Source organism: Mesorhizobium sp. M0306, assembly GCF_040321655.1.
Lineage (GTDB): Bacteria > Pseudomonadota > Alphaproteobacteria > Rhizobiales > Rhizobiaceae > Mesorhizobium.
Genome location: NZ_JAMYRY010000044.1, coordinates 17,146 through 32,795, shown reverse-complemented (window position 1 = coordinate 32,795; position 15,650 = coordinate 17,146). Strand labels below are relative to the sequence as shown.

Here is a 15,650-nt window from a genome sequence, read left to right as displayed (position 1 = left end):
ATCCTTTCTCTTCGCGTTTGTGTGTGGGCTGTCTTTGTTTTTAATCTATGATTATATATTTTCCTCGGCGGCTTGGGACCCCCCCCCCCCGCCGTTCTATGAAGCAAGATGCTCCGTTATCTCCTCCACAAGCTCGCTTTGATCATCCCGACCGTGTTCGGCATATCGCTGGCGGCGTTCGCTTTCGTCCGGCTTCTGCCGGGCGATCCGATCCTGGCCCTGGCCGGCGAGCGCGGTGTCAGCCCCGCACGCTACGCCCAGCTCGTCGAGCAGTTTGGCTACAACCGGCCCTATGTCATCCAGTATTTGGAATATATCGGCAGGGTCCTGACCGGCGATTTCGGCATATCGATTGCCACCAAGCGGCCAGTGCTCGGCGAATTCCAGGCGCTGTTTCCGGCCACGCTGGAACTGGCGACGGTGGCGTTGATCATCGCCATTCTGCTTGGCATCCCCGCCGGCATTTTCGCTGCGGTCAAGCGTGGCTCGTGGTTCGACCAGGCGACGATGGGTGTCGCGCTGACCGGCTATTCAATGCCGATCTTCTGGTGGGGATTGCTGCTGATCATCTTTTTCTCAGGCTATCTCGGCTGGACGCCGGTTTCCGGCCGCATCGGCCTGCAGTATTTCTTCAAGCCGACAACGGGGTTCATGCTGATCGACAGCCTGATCTCCGGCAGGAGCGGCGCTTTCAGATCCGCCGTCAGCCATTTGATCCTGCCGTCGATCGTCCTGGCGACGATCCCGCTCGCCGTCATAGCGCGCCAGACGCGCTCGGCGATGCTCGAGGTGCTGGGCGAGGACTATGTCCGCACCGCGCGCGCCAAGGGCTTGGCGCCGCGCCGTGTCATCGGGCTGCACGCTTTTCGCAACGCGCTGATCCCGGTGGTCACCACCATTGGCTTGCAGGTCGGCACGTTGATGGCGGGCGCCATTCTGACCGAAACCATTTTTTCCTGGCCAGGCATCGGCAAATGGATGATCGACGCCATCGGCAAGCGCGACTATGTCGTCGTCCAGAGCGGATTGCTGATCATCGCGCTGATCGTCATGGCGGTGAACCTGATCGTCGACGTGCTCTACGCCGTCATCAATCCGCGCATCCGGGTGCAGTGAGATGACCGACGAATCCGCCGCCGAAGCCACCGCTGCCTCCATCCCGACAGGCGGCAGGCAAAGGGCGTTTGCCGAGTTCTGGCACTACTTCTCGATGAACACCGGGGCCGTCATCGGCCTTGTCGTGTTTTCGGCGCTGGTGCTGGTGGCGATCTTTGCGCCGTTCGTCGCCCCGCATTCGCCCGACGAGCAGTTTCGCGATGCGCTGCTGGCACCTCCTGCCTGGCAGGAAGGTGGCAAATCGATGTTCCTGCTCGGCACCGATGCGGTCGGCCGCGACATGCTTTCACGGTTGATCTTCGGGGCGCGTTTCTCGCTGTTCATCGGCCTGGTGGTGGTCGTCTTCTCGCTCACCAGCGGCATCGTGCTTGGCGTGCTCGCCGGCTATTTCCGCGGCTGGGTCGACACGCTGATCATGCGTATCATGGATATCATCCTGGCCTTCCCGTCGCTGCTTCTGGCGCTGGTGCTGGTGGCGATCCTCGGCCCCGGCCTGTTCAACGCCATGCTGGCGATCGCGCTGGTGCTGCAGCCACATTTCGCGCGTCTCACCCGCGCCGCCGTGATGGCAGAAAAGAACCGCGAATATGTGATCTCCGCCAAGGTGGCCGGCGCCGGTCATCTTCGCTTGATGGTGAGGACGATCCTGCCGAACTGCCTGGCACCGCTGATCGTGCAGGCCACGCTGTCCTTCTCCAACGCTATTCTCGAGGCCGCGGCGCTCGGCTTCCTTGGTGTCGGTGCGCAGCCGCCGACGCCGGAATGGGGCACGATGCTCGCCTCGGCGCGCGAGTTCATCCTGCGCGCGCCTTGGGTGGTGACCTTCCCCGGCCTTGCCATCCTGATCACTGTGCTTGCCATCAATCTGATCGGCGACGGCCTGCGCGATGCCTTCGACCCCAAGCTGAAGAGGTCATAATCCAATGCCTCTTCTCGAGATCAAGAACCTGACCGTTTCCTTCGACACCGCCGCCGGACCATTCATGGCGGTACAAGGCATCGACCTGTCGGTCGAACCGCGCGAGGTGTTGGCGATCGTCGGCGAATCCGGTTCGGGAAAATCGGTGGCGATGCTGGCGGTGATGGGGCTTTTGCCGAACACGGCGACGGTGAGGGCGGACCGCATGGCCTTCGACGGCATCGACCTGCTCAAGCTCGGCCCATCCGAGCGGCGCAAGATCGTCGGCAAGGACATCTCCATGATCTTCCAGGAGCCGGTCGCCAGCCTCAACCCGTGTTTTACCGTCGGCTTCCAGATCGAGGAGGTGCTGCGCTTCCACATGGGCATGGACCGCGCCCAGCGCCGGGCGCGTGCCATCGAACTAATGCAGCTCGTCGGCATCGCCGACCCCCAGGAACGGCTGGGCTCCTTCCCGCACCAGATGTCGGGTGGTCAGTGCCAGCGCGTCATGATTGCCATTGCCATCGCCTGCAATCCTAAGCTTTTGATCGCCGACGAGCCAACCACGGCCCTCGACGTCACCATCCAGAAGCAAATCCTCGATCTGCTGGTCGGCCTGCAGACCAAATATGGCATGGGCCTGATCATGATCACCCACAATATGGGCGTCGTCGCCGAGACCGCCGACCGCGTTATCGTCCAGTATAAGGGCCGCAAGATGGAAGAGGCCGATGTGCTGTCGCTGTTCGAGTCCCCTAAGAGCAACTACACGCGCGCGCTCCTGTCGGCGCTGCCGGAAAACGCCGTCGGCGACCGGTTGCCTACTGTGTCCGACATGCTGTTCGAGCCGGCCCCGTCTGTAGTCGCAGCTCGATCCGCAGGAGGAACCGCCGCATGAGTGTGACGGTAGTCGAAGGCAAGAACATCGTGCGCGACTATCATGTCGGCGGCGGGCTTTTCCGCCCCTCTCGTACGGTTCATGCGGTCAAGGGTGTTTCGTTCAGCGTCGACAAGGGCAAGACGCTGGCCATCGTCGGCGAGAGCGGCTGCGGCAAGTCAACACTCGCCCGCATCATCACCCTGATCGATCCGGCGACCTCCGGCGAGCTTTTCATCGACGGCAAGAAGGTGGACATCGCCAGGGACGGCCTGTCGAAGGAAATGCGCCGCAAGGTGCAGATCGTCTTCCAGAACCCCTATGGTTCGCTCAATCCACGCCAGAAGATCGGCGACGTGCTTGGCGAGCCGCTGCTCATCAACACCGACAGCACGGCCGACGAGCGGCGCGATCTTGCCATGAAGATGCTGAAGAAGGTCGGTCTCGGCCCCGAGCACTACAATCGCTACCCGCATATGTTTTCGGGCGGCCAGCGCCAGCGCATCGCCATTGCCCGCGCGCTGATGCTCAACCCTAGCCTTCTGGTGCTGGACGAGCCGGTCTCGGCACTTGATCTTTCGGTGCAGGCCCAGGTGCTGAACCTGCTTGCCGACCTGCAGGACGAGTTTCAGCTGACCTATGTTTTCATCAGCCACGACCTGTCGGTGGTGCGCTACATCGCCGACGACGTGATGGTGATGTATTTCGGCGAAGCCGTCGAATACGGCTCGCGCGACGAGGTCTTCGCCGACCCCAAGCACAGCTACACCAGGACGCTGTTTGCGGCGACGCCGCGTGCCGACGTTGCCAGCATCAAGGCAAGGTTGGCGAAGAAGAAGGCCGCCTGATCCGGCAAGGTTTGCCGGCCGGCTACCGCTTCTCGATCCCCGGAATGCCGGCAATCTGCTCGGCGAGAAAGTCGACCAGCAGCCGCACCCGGGCAATGCCGGCGCGTTCCGGGACGATCAGCATGCTCAGTGGGACGGGAGGCGGAAAATAGTCCGGCATGACCACCTCCAGCCGGCCGGCCGCCAGAAGATCGTCGACAAGCCAGTGGTGCGCGGGTGCGATACCGCGTCCGGCGACAAGGGCTTCGCGCGCGGCAAGCCCATGGTCCACACGAAATCGCCCGCCAAAGGGCACCGCAAAGGTCTCGCCGCCAGGCCCCTGCAGGGTGAGCGTGTCGCTTCCCGCGATGTTCGACATCCGGATGCCTTCATGGCCAGGCAGATCCTGCGGGACAGCCGGTCTGCCCCGCGCCGCCAGATAGGCCGGCGCCGCCACCAGCAGACGCCGGGACTGGCCGAGCGCCCGCAGCTTCATCGAGCTGTCGGTGAGCGGACCGAGGCGAAGCGCGATGTCGACGCCCTCCCGCACAAGATCTATGCGCTCGTCTGTGAGGCTGAGATCGATCCCGATATGGGCATGGCGGTCCTGAAAGCCGAAGATCAGCCGGCTGACATGCAAGACCCCGAGCGCCGCCGTGCAGGATATCCGGATCGTGCCGGCCGACGCGCCGCGCGTGCCCCGCGCCTCGTCGCCGGCCTGCTCAACGAGGCGCAGGATCTGGACGCTGTCGGCATAGTAACGGCTGCCTTCATCGGTCATCGTGACGCGCCGGGTGGTCCTGCTGAGCAAGGGCACGCCGACGGCCTCCTCGAGTTCTCGCAAATGCCGTGTGACCGTCGACTGCCCAACTCCGAGTTCGCGCGCCACCGCCGAGAGGCTGCCGCGCTCGGCAACGCGAACGAAGGTGCGCATGCGTTCGAGGGTGACGTCCGATCTATCCATTATTCGGCATTATCTTATACATTCACTACATATAGTGGATTAGCCCACGGCTGGCTACCTTTGGTGTTTATCGTCCTTCTTCGGAGTAGACCCATGAAAGTCCTGCTTGTTTTTGCGCATCCTGAACCGCGTTCGCTCAACGGCGCCTTGCGTGACGTCGCCATTAGGGAACTCGAGGCCCAGGGCCACGAGGTGCGGGTGTCTGACCTCTATGCCGATGGTTGGAAATCCGAGGTAGACCGTGCCGACTTTCCGTCGTGGCCGCCCGAAGCACGCTTCATTCCGGCCGGCGCCTCCAAAAAAGCTTTTGCGAGCGGCACTCTGACCGATGACGTCAAAGCGGAGATCGACAAACTGCTATGGGCCGATACCCTGATCCTCCAATTCCCGCTGTGGTGGTACGCCATGCCGGCGATCCTCAAGGGCTGGGTCGATCGGGTGTACGCCTACGGCTTCGCCTATGGCGTCGGCGAGCACAGCGATAAGCGGTGGGGCGACCGCTTTGGTGAGGGAACGCTCGCCGGCAAGCGCGCGATGCTGATCGTGACCATCGGCGGCTGGGAGGAGCATTATTCCGCTCGCGGCGTCAACGGCCCGATCGACGACCTACTGTTCCCGATCAATCACGGAATTCTATACTATCCGGGCTACGACGTGCTTCCGCCGTTCGTGGTCTACAGGGTGGACCGTTTTGGGGAGGCCGATTTCGAGCCTGTCGCGGAGCGACTGCGCGAAAGGATGCGGACGCTCGAGACAATCCAGCCCATTCCTTATCGGCAGCAGAATGGCGGCGATTACTTGATCCCAAGCATGCAATTGCGTCCCGGCTTGGAGAACCCGGGTGCGACCGCCTTCGCGCTTCACGAGGATCGCGCCGGCGCCGCCGGTCAGCCCGATCAGGACAGCCTGGCAATGATGGTGCGCAGCGCCTCGCCGAAGCGCTGGACTTCCTCGATCGTATTGTAATGCACCAGCGAGGCGCGCACGGCGCCGCTGTCCATGCTGAGGTTGAGCCGCTTCATCAGGCGCGGCGCATACATGTGGCCGTCGCGAATGCCGATCTGCATCTCGGCCATCTCCTCGACGATCCTCTGCGGCGACAGCGTGCCGATGTTGAAGCAGAAGGTCGGCACGCGCTCGCTGAGGCGTGCCTCTTCGGCCACGCCGTAGATCGTCGCGCCGCAATCTTTGAGCACCGCCAGCATTTCGCGCGCCAGCACCTGCTCGTAGTCGCGGATGGCATTCATGCCGGCGACGATGTTGTCGCGGCGCGACCGGTTATTGGCTGGAGCAAAATTGCGGCCGATCGATTCGAGGTAGCGCACCGCGGCATCCATGCCGGAGACGTTCTCGTAAATGAAGGTACCGGCCTCGATCTTGTAAGGCGGCTCGTCGGGGATGAAATCTTCGCGGAAGGTCGGCAGGCGCTTCAGAGTTTCGAAGCGGCCCCACAGGAAGCCCATATGCGGCGAGAAATTCTTGTAGCCGGAGCAGACCAGATAGTCGCAGTCCCAAGCCTGCACATCGATCAGCCCGTGCGGCCCGTAATGCACGCAGTCGAGGAACACTTCAGCGCCTGCCGCATGCGCAATCCCAGCCACGGAAGCAACGTCGACAATCGAGCCGATCGAATGCGCCGTCACCGTGCAGGCCACGAGCCGGGTGCGCTCGGAGACCAGCGGGCGCAAATCGTCGACATGCAGATTGCCGTCCTCACGCATCCGCCACCATTTGAACTTGGCGCCGGCGGGCGCCAGCGCCAGCCACGTCGCGATATTGGCGTCGTGATCCATGTCGGTGATGACGATCTCGTCACGCTCCCCGTTTGGGCGCTCAGAAAGCATCTGGCCGATGCCGAGGCTGACCAGGCGGATGAACGAAGTGGCGTTCATGCCGAAGCAGATCTCCGCCGGGTTGGTAGCGTTGATCAGCAAGGCCACGCTTTCGCGCGCGCCGGCGACGGCTTGATCGACGGTGACGCTGCGGCCATAGCGGCCGCCGCGCTGCACATTATGCGCGACCAAATGGTTGGTGACCGCATCGAGCACGCTTTGCGGGATCTGCGCGCCGGCGGCGTTGTCCATGAAGACGAAGTCTCCGGCTTGCTGCAAGGCGGGAAACATGGCGCGGATCGTCTCGACTGGGAAAGCTGCGGCATCGCCCGTTTTCGAAATCTGATGCTGGTTCAAGGTCGTCTCCTGCGAAGTGCCTAACGGAAGTTGATGTTCGGAGAATTGGCCGATGGAAATCGTTCGCGCCCTCAGCGGGTCTTTTCGGTCTGGAAGCGGCGTTCCAGGAGGCTGACGAGACGGACCATCGGCCAGAGAAAGATGAGATAGACCAGCGCCGCGCCGATCAGCGGTGAGGGGTTGGCATAGAGTGATTGCGCGTTGGTCGCTTCCTTCAGCAGTTCCGGCAGCGCCACGGTGGAGGCGAGCGAGGTGTCCTTGAACATCGAAACGCAGTTGCTGGTCATCGGTGGAATGACGACGCGGATCGCCTGCGGCAGCACTACCTTGCGCAAGGTCAGCAAGAACGGCAGGCCGAGCGCCTGCGCCGCCTCGAACTGGCCGCGCGGAATGCTTTCTATGCCGGAGCGGAACACCTCGGCCGAATAGGCCGCCATGATGATGGCGAAGGCCATCACCGCGGACGTCCACGATGACAGGCGAATGCCGAGGAACGGCAGCGCATAGTAGATCAGGATCAGCACGACCAGCACCGGCATCGCCCGGAAAATGTCGATGTAGCCGACAGCCAGCAGCCGAAGCGGCTTTGGCGCATAGAGCCGCACCAGGCTGATCGCGAGGCCGACGGGAATACCGATGCCGATGCTCATGATTCCGAGCAGCAGCGTGTTCAGGAAACCGCGCAGCAACGCCGGCAGGCTGGAGACCATGACGTCGGCGTTGAAGAAGGTGTCCAGCAGCGACATCGCAGCATTTCCGAAACGTTTGGCGTCCCGCGACGCTCGAGCCCGAGCCCGAAATCCGAAATCGTGCCGGCACGAAAGCCGGCACGACATTTAAGCGCGAACTGCCGTTCAGGCCTTCGGCATAGGCATTTCCTTGACGGTCGAGGAATCGGCCGGTGCGTCGCTGCCGAACCACTTCTTGTGGATCGCGGCCAGCGTGCCGTCCTTCTTCATCGCGGTCAGCGCGTCGTTCAGCTTGCCGAGCAGCGGGTGGTCCTTGGTCATCATCAGGCCGTACTGCTCGCCGGTCTTGATGCGCTCTTTTACGGCGAGATCCTTCATCCTGGTGAAGGAATATTCCAGGCCCGGAATATCGCTCACCGCCGCATCGACGCGGCCGGAGCTGAGATCGAGCAGCAAATTCTGCTGGGTGTCGTAGCCCTTGACGTCACTGAACCCGTCCGCCTCCTGGTGGGCCTTGACCCAGGCTTCGCCGGTCGAGCCGGACAGCACGCCGACGATCTTGCCCTTAAGGTCGGCCTCGGCCTTGATTGGACTGTCGGCCTTCGCGGCGATGCCCATGTCGGAATCATAGTAGGACTGCGTGAACGACTGCGACTTCAGCCGCTCCGGCGTGATGGTGATCGACGAGATGGCGACGTCGATACGCTTCGAGGTGGTGGCGGCGAACAACGCCTGGAAACCGAGGTCGGCGATATCAGTGGTCATGCCGATACGCTTTGCCGCTTCGTTGATGATGTCGACTTCGAAACCCTCGAACGTGCCGCTCTCGTTCTTGTATTCAAAAGGCGGATTGGTCGGATAGGCGCCGACATTCAGCGTGCCTTCGGCATAGGCCGGGCCGCCGGCGATGCCGATGGCGGCAGCAACAAGAAGCAGGTTGCGACGGGTGAAGTTCATTTTCGTTCCCTCTGGTTGTGATCGGACGGGTTTGGCCCCGCACGGTTTTGATGCGCCAAGTGACGGGACTGCCGGAAAGCCCTCCCGGCACGGCAGTCGTAAGACATCGGATGCTATCCAAAGTACGGCGCTTTTCAAGGCGAAAGTTTTAAGCTTAAAAAATTGCCGCGTGATGCCGTCACTCCGGAATAACCGCCGTGGCCTGGATCTCAACCTTGGCGCGATCCTCGACCAGCGCCATCACCTGCATGGCGGCCATCGCCGGAAAATGCCGGCCGATCACCTCGCGATAGACCTCGCCGATCCCCCTGAGATTGGCCAAATATTCCGCCTTGTCGGTAAAGTACCAGGTCATCGAGGTGATATGCTCAGGCGTGGCGCCGGCCTCGGCGAGCACGGCGACGATATTGGCCAGCGTCTGCCGCACCTGGCCGACAAGATCGTCGGTCTCGAAGCGGCCCTGCCCGTTCCAGCCGACCTGCCCGCCGACGAAGACAAGCTGCCCACGCGCGGCGACGCCATTGGCGTAGCCGACGGGTTTCGCCCAGCCTTCCGGCTGCAGGATGGTGTGCATATCAAAGCCTCCCAATGCTCAAATCCGGTCGCTCAAAACTCGAAGACAATCAATTCTTCCACACAACTCCGGTCTCAGGCCGCTCCCAATACTTGCCGCGCAATCACCACCTTCTGCACGTCGGACGCTCCCTCGTAGATGCGCAGTGCCCGGATCTCGCGATACAGGCTTTCGACGATATGGCCCCTGCGGACGCCGTCGCCGCCATGCAGCTGCACAGCCTTGTCGATCACCTCTTGCGCTTTGTCGGTAGCGAACAGCTTGGCCATGGCGGCTTCGCGGGTAACCCGAGCCGCGCCCATGTCCTTGGTCCAGGCGGCACGATAGACCAGCAGCGCGGCGGCATCGACATCCAGCGCCATGTCGGCGATGTGGCCCTGCACCATCTGCAGCTCGGCCATCGGTGCACCGAACAGCCTGCGCTCGGCCACTCTTTTGATGCTTTCGTCCAGCGCGCGCCGGGCAAAGCCGAGCGCTGCTGCGCCGACAGTCGAACGGAACACATCGAGCACGGACATGGCGATGCGAAAACCGTCACCGGGTTTGCCGACCAGCGCCGAGGCTGGAACGCGTGCGTTGTCAAAGGATAGCCGGGCGAGCGGGTGCGGCGCGATCACTTCCAGCCGCCCGGCGACAATCAGCCCCTCGGTTTCGGAAGGCACGACAAAGGCGGAAAGCCCCTTGGCGCCGGGCGCCTCGCCGGTGCGGGCAAAGACAACATAAAAGTCAGCGATACCGCCGTTGGAGATCCAGGTCTTTTCGCCGGACAAGAGATAGCTGTCGCGGTCACGCGTGGCCGTCATTTCCATATTGGCAACGTCCGAGCCAGAACGCGGCTCCGACAGCGCGAAAGCCGAAATCGCCTTGCCAGCCCGTGTCTTCGCCAGCCAGCTCTGCTGGTCGGGCGAGCCGAACAGGCTGAGCGCACCAGTGCCGAGCCCTTGCATGGCGAAGGCGAAATCGGCCAGCCCGTCATGCCGGGCCAGCGTCTCGCGTGTGAGGCAGAGCGTACGCACGTCGAGCGGTGAGGGGTTGTCGGTATCGAGCGCCGTCGGCTTCAGCCAGCCGTCCTTGCCGAGCTTGGCCACCAGCTCGCGACAGGCTGCGTCGACATCGTCATGCGCAACCGGCAGGTTCTTGTTGCACCATGCCTCCAGCCGCTCCGCCAGCTCGCGGTGGCGATTCTCGAAGAACGGCCAGGAGAGGAAGGAACGGTCAGGCATTGTGTCTGCCTCCGCTATCCTTCAGGGCTTGTGCTCCACGGCGCCCCCCTCTGTCCTGCCGGACATCTCCCCCTCTAGGGGGGAGATTGGCGGCTTCGCTGCCACGGCTCTCCCTGCGATGTTGGAGATTGGCGAAAGCGGGCCTGACATCCAATCTCCCCCCTTGAGGGGGAGATGGCCGGCAGGCCAGAGGGGGGTTCTGTCCCGCCAGCGTGCCCATGGAAGCGATCATCCTCAATCCCCCTCGAACACCGGTTTTTCCTTGGCGACGAAAGCCGTGTACGCCCGCTCGAAATCGCGGGTCTGCATGCACATCGCCTGGGCCTGCGCTTCCGCTTCGATCGCCTGGTCAAGCCCCATCGACCATTCCTGGTTCAGCTGCGTCTTGGTCATGCCATGGGCGAAGGTCGGGCCGGAAACGATGCGCGCGGCCATGTCGAGCGCGTCGGCCTCGAGCGTTGCGGCATCGACCAGCCGGTTGTAGAAGCCCCAGCGCTCGCCTTCCTCGGCGCTCATCGTGCGACCAGTATAGAGCAGCTCGGCGGCGCGGCCCTGGCCAATGATGCGCGGCAGGATCGCGCAGGCGCCCATGTCGCAGCCGGCAAGGCCGACGCGGGTAAAAAGGAATGCTGTCTTGGCCTGGGGCGTGGCGATACGGATATCGGAGGCCATGGCGATGATGGCGCCGGCGCCGACCGCCACGCCGTCGACCGCCGCGATAATCGGCTTGCCGCAATTCAGCATCGCCTTGACGAAATCGCCGGTCATGCGGGTGAAGGCGAGCAGCGCCTTCATGTCCATCTTGACCAGTGGGCCGATGATTTCGTGGACATCGCCGCCCGAGCAGAAATTGCCGCCATTGGGAAGGAACACCACCGCATCGACATCGTCGGCATAGACGAGATCGCGAAAAGTGTCGCGCAATTCGGCATAGCTGTCGAAGGTCAACGGGTTCTTGCGTTCGGGCCGATCGAGCCGGATTTTTGCGATCTTGCCTTCGACCTGCCAGAGGAAATGCTTCGGCTTGCGGCCCGCCATCTTCGTCATTCCCGTCCCTCCCAATTGCTGCGGAAGGAGGTCAGCATGCCGGTCAACCGGCGCGCCTCGTCCTCGCTCACATTGCCCAGCAACTCGCCGACCCATTTTTCATGCGCGGCGGCGATCACGGCGAAAGTCTTCGACCCTTCTTCGGTCAGCCGCACCATCGAAGTGCGGCGGTCGCCATTGCGTCGGGCCCGCATCACCAACCCTTCCGAGACCAGCCGGTCGATGATGCCGGTGACATTGCCGTTGGACACCAGCAGGAAGCGCGACAGGTCGCTCATCAGCATGCCTTCCGGCGCCCTGTAGAGCGCAGCCATCACGTCGAAGCGTGGCAGCGTCGTGTTGAACTCTTGCCGCAACCGCTCGCGCAGCTCGGCCTCGATGGTGCGCGAGGCGCGCAGCAGGCGTATCCACAGCCGCAGGCGGTCCTTGCCGGGTCCGGACGGGGCGGGCAGGGGACCGGCTACCATGTCTCACCTCCGGAGATCGAAATCGTCTGCCCGGTAATCGACCGGGCGTCGTCGCCACACAGATAAAGTACGGCGGCCGCAATTTCTTCCGGCTGGATGAAGCGGCCTTGCGGGTTGGTCGCGGCAAGGCTTGTCCGTGCCTGCTCGGACGAGCGGCCGGTCGTTTCGACGATGCGCTGGACGGCGCTCTCCAGCATCTCGGTTTCGACAAACCCTGGGCACACCGCATTCACTGTTATGCCGGACTTGGCGGTCTCGACGGCGAGTGCCCGCATCAGGCCGACGACGCCATGCTTGGCGGCAACGTAAGCTGCGACATAGGGATAGCCTTTCAGTCCGGCGGTGGAAGCGACGAAGATGAGACGGCCAGTCTTGCGCACCGCCATGCCGGCCAACGCCGGCTTCACCGTCAGGAACGCACCGGTCAAGTTGACGTCGAGCGTGCGCTGCCAGTCTGCCAGCGAGGTCCGCTGCGCCGGGGCACTGCCGGACATACCGGCATTGGCAACGACGATGTCAAACGCTCCGCGTGCCGCTTCCGCCGCCTCGTAGAGCGACGCCATCGATGCCTCGTCGGTGACGTCGGCGGCAATGGCGAAGATACGCTTGTTCTCAGCGGCGACCTCGGCAAGCGCCGCTTCGCGCCGGCCGCAGATGGTCACGTCGACGCCGGCCCCGGCCAGCACCAGCGCGATCGCGCGGCCGACGCCGGAGCCGCCGCCGGTGACCAGCGCATGCCGCCCCGAAATCGTCGCCGCGGCACTCATACTTTCAACCCCGCTGCCGCTTCGCGCTCGGCCAGCCGGAAGAGCTGGTCGCGGCCGGGCAGATAGGGATCCGGCCATTTGGCGCCGCGATCGCCAAGCGTGACGGCCGCGTGCAGCGTCCAATAGGGATCGGCAAGATGCGGCCTAGCCAGTGCGACGAGATCGGCGCGGCCCGCCATCAGGATCGAGTTGACGTGGTCCGGCTCATAGATATTGCCGACCGCCATCGTCGCCATGCCGACCTCGTTGCGGATGCGATCGGAAAACGGCGTCTGGAACATGCGGCCATAGACCGGTCTTGCCACGGCCGAAGTCTGGCCGGCCGATACGTCGCAGATGTCTACGCCGGCCTCATGCAGCAGCCGCGCGATCTCTACGGCATCGGCCGGCGTCACGCCTTCGATGCCCAGCCAGTCATTGGCGGAGATGCGCATCGAGATCGGCTTCTCGGCCGGCCACGCGGCGCGCACCGCATGAAAGATTTCCAAGGGATAGCGCATGCGGTTTTCCAGCGAGCCGCCATAGGTGTCGGTGCGCCGGTTGGTCAGGGGCGTGATGAAGGAGGACAGGAGATAGCCGTGCGCGGCGTGGATTTCGAGCATGTCGAAGCCGCAGCGCGCCGCCATCTCGGCCGAGGCGACAAACTGGTCGCGCACCATATCCATGTCGGCGCGGTCCATCGCCTTCGGCACCTGGTTCTCCGGCGACCACGGCACGGAAGACGCTGCCATGACCGGCCAATTGCCTGAGGGCAGTGGCACGTCGGTTCCCTGCCAGCCGACCCTGGTCGACCCCTTGGCACCGGAATGGCCGATCTGGGCGCAGATCTTGGCCTCGGTCTCGGCATGGACGAACTCCACCAGTCGCTTCCAGGCGACCTCATGCTCGGGCGCATAAAAACCGGGGCAGCCAGGCGTGATGCGGCCCTCCGGACTGACGCAGGTCATCTCGATGTAGAGGAGGCCGGCGCCGCCCTTGGCCCGTTCGGCGTAATGGGCGAAATGCCAGTCGGTCGGACAGCCGTCGACCGCTTTGTATTGTGCCATCGGCGAGACGACGACGCGGTTCTGCAGTGCCATGTCGCGCAGCCGGAACGGCGCGAACATCGGCGCGCGACGCAGATTGTTGCCCCCGGCGCCGGCCTGGCGCTGGAACCACTCCTCGGCGCCGGCCAGCCACTCGGCATCGCGCAGCCGCAAATTCTCGTGACTGATGCGCTGCGAACGCGTCAGCAGCGAATAGTTGAACTGCACCGGATCGAGGCCGAGATAGCGCTCGACCTCCTCGAACCATTCGAGCGAATTGCGCGCCGCCGACTGCAGCTTCAGCACTTCGGTGCGGCGGGCGTCCTCATATTTGCGGAAGGCTGCCTCGAGGTCCGGCTCGGACTCGACATAGTCGGCCAGCGCCACCGCGCTTTCCAGCGCCAGCTTGGTGCCGGAGCCGATCGAGAAATGCGCGCTCGCCGCCGCGTCGCCCATCAGTGCCAGGTTCTTGTAGGACCAGCGTTCGCACAAGACACGCGGGAAATTGATCCAGGCCGAGCCGCGGATATGATTTGCGTTGGTCATCAGCGCGTGGCCGCCGAGATGGCGGGCAAAGATGCGCTCGCAGACGGCAATCGATTCCTGCTGCGACATCGCGCCGAAGCCGAAGCGCTGCCAGGTCTGCTCGCTGCATTCGACGATGAAGGTCGCGGTATCTCTGTCGAACTGGTAGGCATGCGCCCACACCCAGCCATTTTCGGTCTTTTCGAAGATGAAGGTGAAGGCGTCGTCGAATTTCTGACGGGTGCCGAGCCAGACGAACTTGCATTTACGGATGTCGATATCGGGCTTGAACACGTCGACGAAGGCGCCCCGCGCTTTCGAGTTCAGCCCGTCGGCGGCGACGACCAGGTCGTGCGTCTCCATATATGGCTTGGGATCGGCGATATCGGTCTCGAACACCAGCTTGACGCCGAGTTCGCGCGCCCGCCGCTGCAGCAGGGTGAGCAGCCGCTTGCGGCCGATGCCGCAAAAGCCGTGACCGGTCGAGACCGTGCGCACGCCGTCATGGATGACGGCGATATCGTCCCAATAGGCGAAATGCTTGCGGATCCAGGTGGCGCTGACCGGGTCGTTCTTGGTCAGGTTCTCCAGCGTTTCGGCCGACAGCACGACGCCCCAGCCGAACGTATCATCGGCACGGTTGCGCTCGAACACCGTCACGTCATGCGCGGCATCCCGGAGCTTCAGCGAGATGGCAAAGTAGAGCCCGGCTGGTCCGCCGCCGAGAACCGCAACTTTCATCGTGCGATCTCCTCTTCGCTTCTGTCCGTCGAGTTTACGCCTGAGGCGGATTAATTCAAGCTTGAAGTTTCAGGATTGAAACAATCTGCCTCAGAAACCCAGCTCGCCGGCAGTCGGCTTGCGCAGGCCAAGGACGTCCCGGGCTATTTTTCCGGGTTCTTCGGGCTCCACAGCACCGTCTCCGCATCTTTTTCATAGGCCATGCCATTGGGATAGCTGATCGCTTCCAACTGCAAGCCCCAGGGCGCCTGGAAGTAGAGGATGGTCTGGCCGGCGGCCGGGCCTTCGGTAACCGGCAGCGGCCCCATTCGCGTCTTGACGCCCTTGCCGTCAAGATAGGCTTTTGCGGCGGCGATGTCGTCGACATAGAAGGCGATATGGAAGCCGCCTATGTCGCTGTTGCGCGGCGTCAGGTCCTTCTGGTCCGGCGCTGTGTATTTGAACAGCTCGATGTTCGACCCGTGTCCGCAGCGGACCAGGGTGATCTCCTCGATCACCGCCTTGGGATCGACGCCCAGCAGATCCTGCATGAACGTGCCCTTGTCGTCGGCGAACGGGCCGAACGACATCGCCTTCTTGCAGCCGACCACCTCGGTAAAGAAACCGACGGCCTGCTGCATGTCGGGGACGGTGACGCCGGTGTGGTCGTGGCCACGCATGCCGGGTATCGAATCAGCCGAGGCTGCTCCCATCGAGCCGAGCAGAGCGGCCGCAAGCATTGCATTTCTGACTGCGTATTTCATTCCAGTTCTCCTCCGTTT

At 63.3% G+C, this 15,650-nt stretch carries 16 protein-coding genes; 5 read left to right on the top strand and 11 right to left on the bottom strand.

What is annotated here, in order from left to right; all coding sequences use genetic code 11:
- The first annotated feature begins 108 nt into the window (after window positions 1–108).
- From NKI95_RS31775 to NKI95_RS31760, 4 genes are read left to right on the top strand one after another with little or no spacing between them, the layout of a single operon-like run.
- The gene (locus NKI95_RS31775; protein WP_352721778.1) at window positions 109–1,116 is read left to right on the top strand and encodes an ABC transporter permease subunit; all 1,008 of its coding nucleotides are present in this window, start codon (window positions 109–111) and stop codon (window positions 1,114–1,116) included.
- 1 nt (window position 1,117) lies between these two features.
- The gene (locus NKI95_RS31770; RefSeq protein ID WP_023676823.1) at window positions 1,118–2,035 is read left to right on the top strand and encodes an ABC transporter permease subunit; all 918 of its coding nucleotides are present in this window, start codon (window positions 1,118–1,120) and stop codon (window positions 2,033–2,035) included.
- A gap of 4 nt (window positions 2,036–2,039) precedes the next feature.
- Window positions 2,040–2,915 carry an ABC transporter ATP-binding protein gene (locus NKI95_RS31765; protein ID WP_352721776.1) on the top strand — a complete coding sequence of 292 codons (876 nt, stop codon included), beginning with the start codon at window positions 2,040–2,042 and terminating at the stop codon, window positions 2,913–2,915.
- A complete protein-coding gene (locus tag NKI95_RS31760) occupies window positions 2,912–3,742 on the top strand; it encodes a dipeptide ABC transporter ATP-binding protein (protein WP_254816240.1) in 831 nt (276 codons plus the stop codon). The genes NKI95_RS31765 and NKI95_RS31760 overlap by 4 nt, the downstream gene beginning before the upstream one ends.
- Window positions 3,743–3,764: 22 nt before the next feature.
- Here the strand turns inward: NKI95_RS31760 and NKI95_RS31755 are convergent, their stop codons facing one another.
- On the bottom strand, window positions 3,765–4,685 hold the full coding sequence (locus NKI95_RS31755; RefSeq protein ID WP_352721774.1) for a LysR family transcriptional regulator: 921 nt from the start codon (window positions 4,683–4,685) through the stop codon (window positions 3,765–3,767).
- A gap of 93 nt (window positions 4,686–4,778) precedes the next feature.
- On the opposite strand from NKI95_RS31755, the gene NKI95_RS31750 reads away from it, so the two are divergent.
- Entirely contained in the window at window positions 4,779–5,651 is an 873-nt protein-coding gene (locus tag NKI95_RS31750) for an NAD(P)H-dependent oxidoreductase (RefSeq protein WP_352721780.1), read from the top strand.
- Here NKI95_RS31750 and NKI95_RS31745 read toward each other — a convergent pair.
- From NKI95_RS31745 to NKI95_RS31700, 10 genes are all read right to left on the bottom strand, one after another.
- The gene (locus NKI95_RS31745; protein WP_352721772.1) at window positions 5,582–6,874 is read right to left on the bottom strand and encodes a cysteine desulfurase-like protein; all 1,293 of its coding nucleotides are present in this window, start codon (window positions 6,872–6,874) and stop codon (window positions 5,582–5,584) included. The two genes, NKI95_RS31750 and NKI95_RS31745, sit on opposite strands and share 70 nt — an antisense overlap.
- A gap of 71 nt (window positions 6,875–6,945) precedes the next feature.
- A complete protein-coding gene (locus NKI95_RS31740) occupies window positions 6,946–7,620 on the bottom strand; it encodes an amino acid ABC transporter permease (protein ID WP_292656040.1) in 675 nt (224 codons plus the stop codon).
- Window positions 7,621–7,728: 108 nt separating this feature from the next.
- The gene (locus NKI95_RS31735) at window positions 7,729–8,520 is read right to left on the bottom strand and encodes an ABC transporter substrate-binding protein (protein WP_352721771.1); all 792 of its coding nucleotides are present in this window, start codon (window positions 8,518–8,520) and stop codon (window positions 7,729–7,731) included.
- A 178-nt stretch (window positions 8,521–8,698) separates the two neighbouring features.
- Window positions 8,699–9,094: a RidA family protein gene (locus tag NKI95_RS31730; protein WP_352721770.1), complete on the bottom strand. Its 396-nt coding sequence runs from the start codon at window positions 9,092–9,094 to the stop codon at window positions 8,699–8,701.
- Between the two features lie 74 nt (window positions 9,095–9,168).
- Complete coding sequence (locus tag NKI95_RS31725) at window positions 9,169–10,317, bottom strand: acyl-CoA dehydrogenase family protein (RefSeq protein ID WP_352721769.1); 1,149 nt, start codon at window positions 10,315–10,317, stop codon at window positions 9,169–9,171.
- 234 nt (window positions 10,318–10,551) lie between these two features.
- Window positions 10,552–11,364 (bottom strand): enoyl-CoA hydratase family protein, encoded by an 813-nt coding sequence (locus tag NKI95_RS31720; RefSeq protein WP_352721768.1) that lies wholly within the window; start codon window positions 11,362–11,364, stop codon window positions 10,552–10,554.
- A complete protein-coding gene (locus tag NKI95_RS31715; RefSeq protein ID WP_254816232.1) occupies window positions 11,361–11,831 on the bottom strand; it encodes a MarR family winged helix-turn-helix transcriptional regulator in 471 nt (156 codons plus the stop codon). Before NKI95_RS31715 ends, NKI95_RS31720 begins: the two co-directional genes overlap by 4 nt.
- Complete coding sequence (locus NKI95_RS31710; protein WP_352721766.1) at window positions 11,825–12,598, bottom strand: SDR family NAD(P)-dependent oxidoreductase; 774 nt, start codon at window positions 12,596–12,598, stop codon at window positions 11,825–11,827. The genes NKI95_RS31715 and NKI95_RS31710 overlap by 7 nt, the downstream gene beginning before the upstream one ends.
- Window positions 12,595–14,889 (bottom strand): bifunctional salicylyl-CoA 5-hydroxylase/oxidoreductase, encoded by a 2,295-nt coding sequence (locus tag NKI95_RS31705; protein WP_352721764.1) that lies wholly within the window; start codon window positions 14,887–14,889, stop codon window positions 12,595–12,597. Before NKI95_RS31705 ends, NKI95_RS31710 begins: the two co-directional genes overlap by 4 nt.
- A 143-nt stretch (window positions 14,890–15,032) precedes the next feature.
- On the bottom strand, window positions 15,033–15,632 hold the full coding sequence (locus NKI95_RS31700) for a VOC family protein (protein WP_352721762.1): 600 nt from the start codon (window positions 15,630–15,632) through the stop codon (window positions 15,033–15,035).
- Window positions 15,633–15,650: the final 18 nt, after the last annotated feature.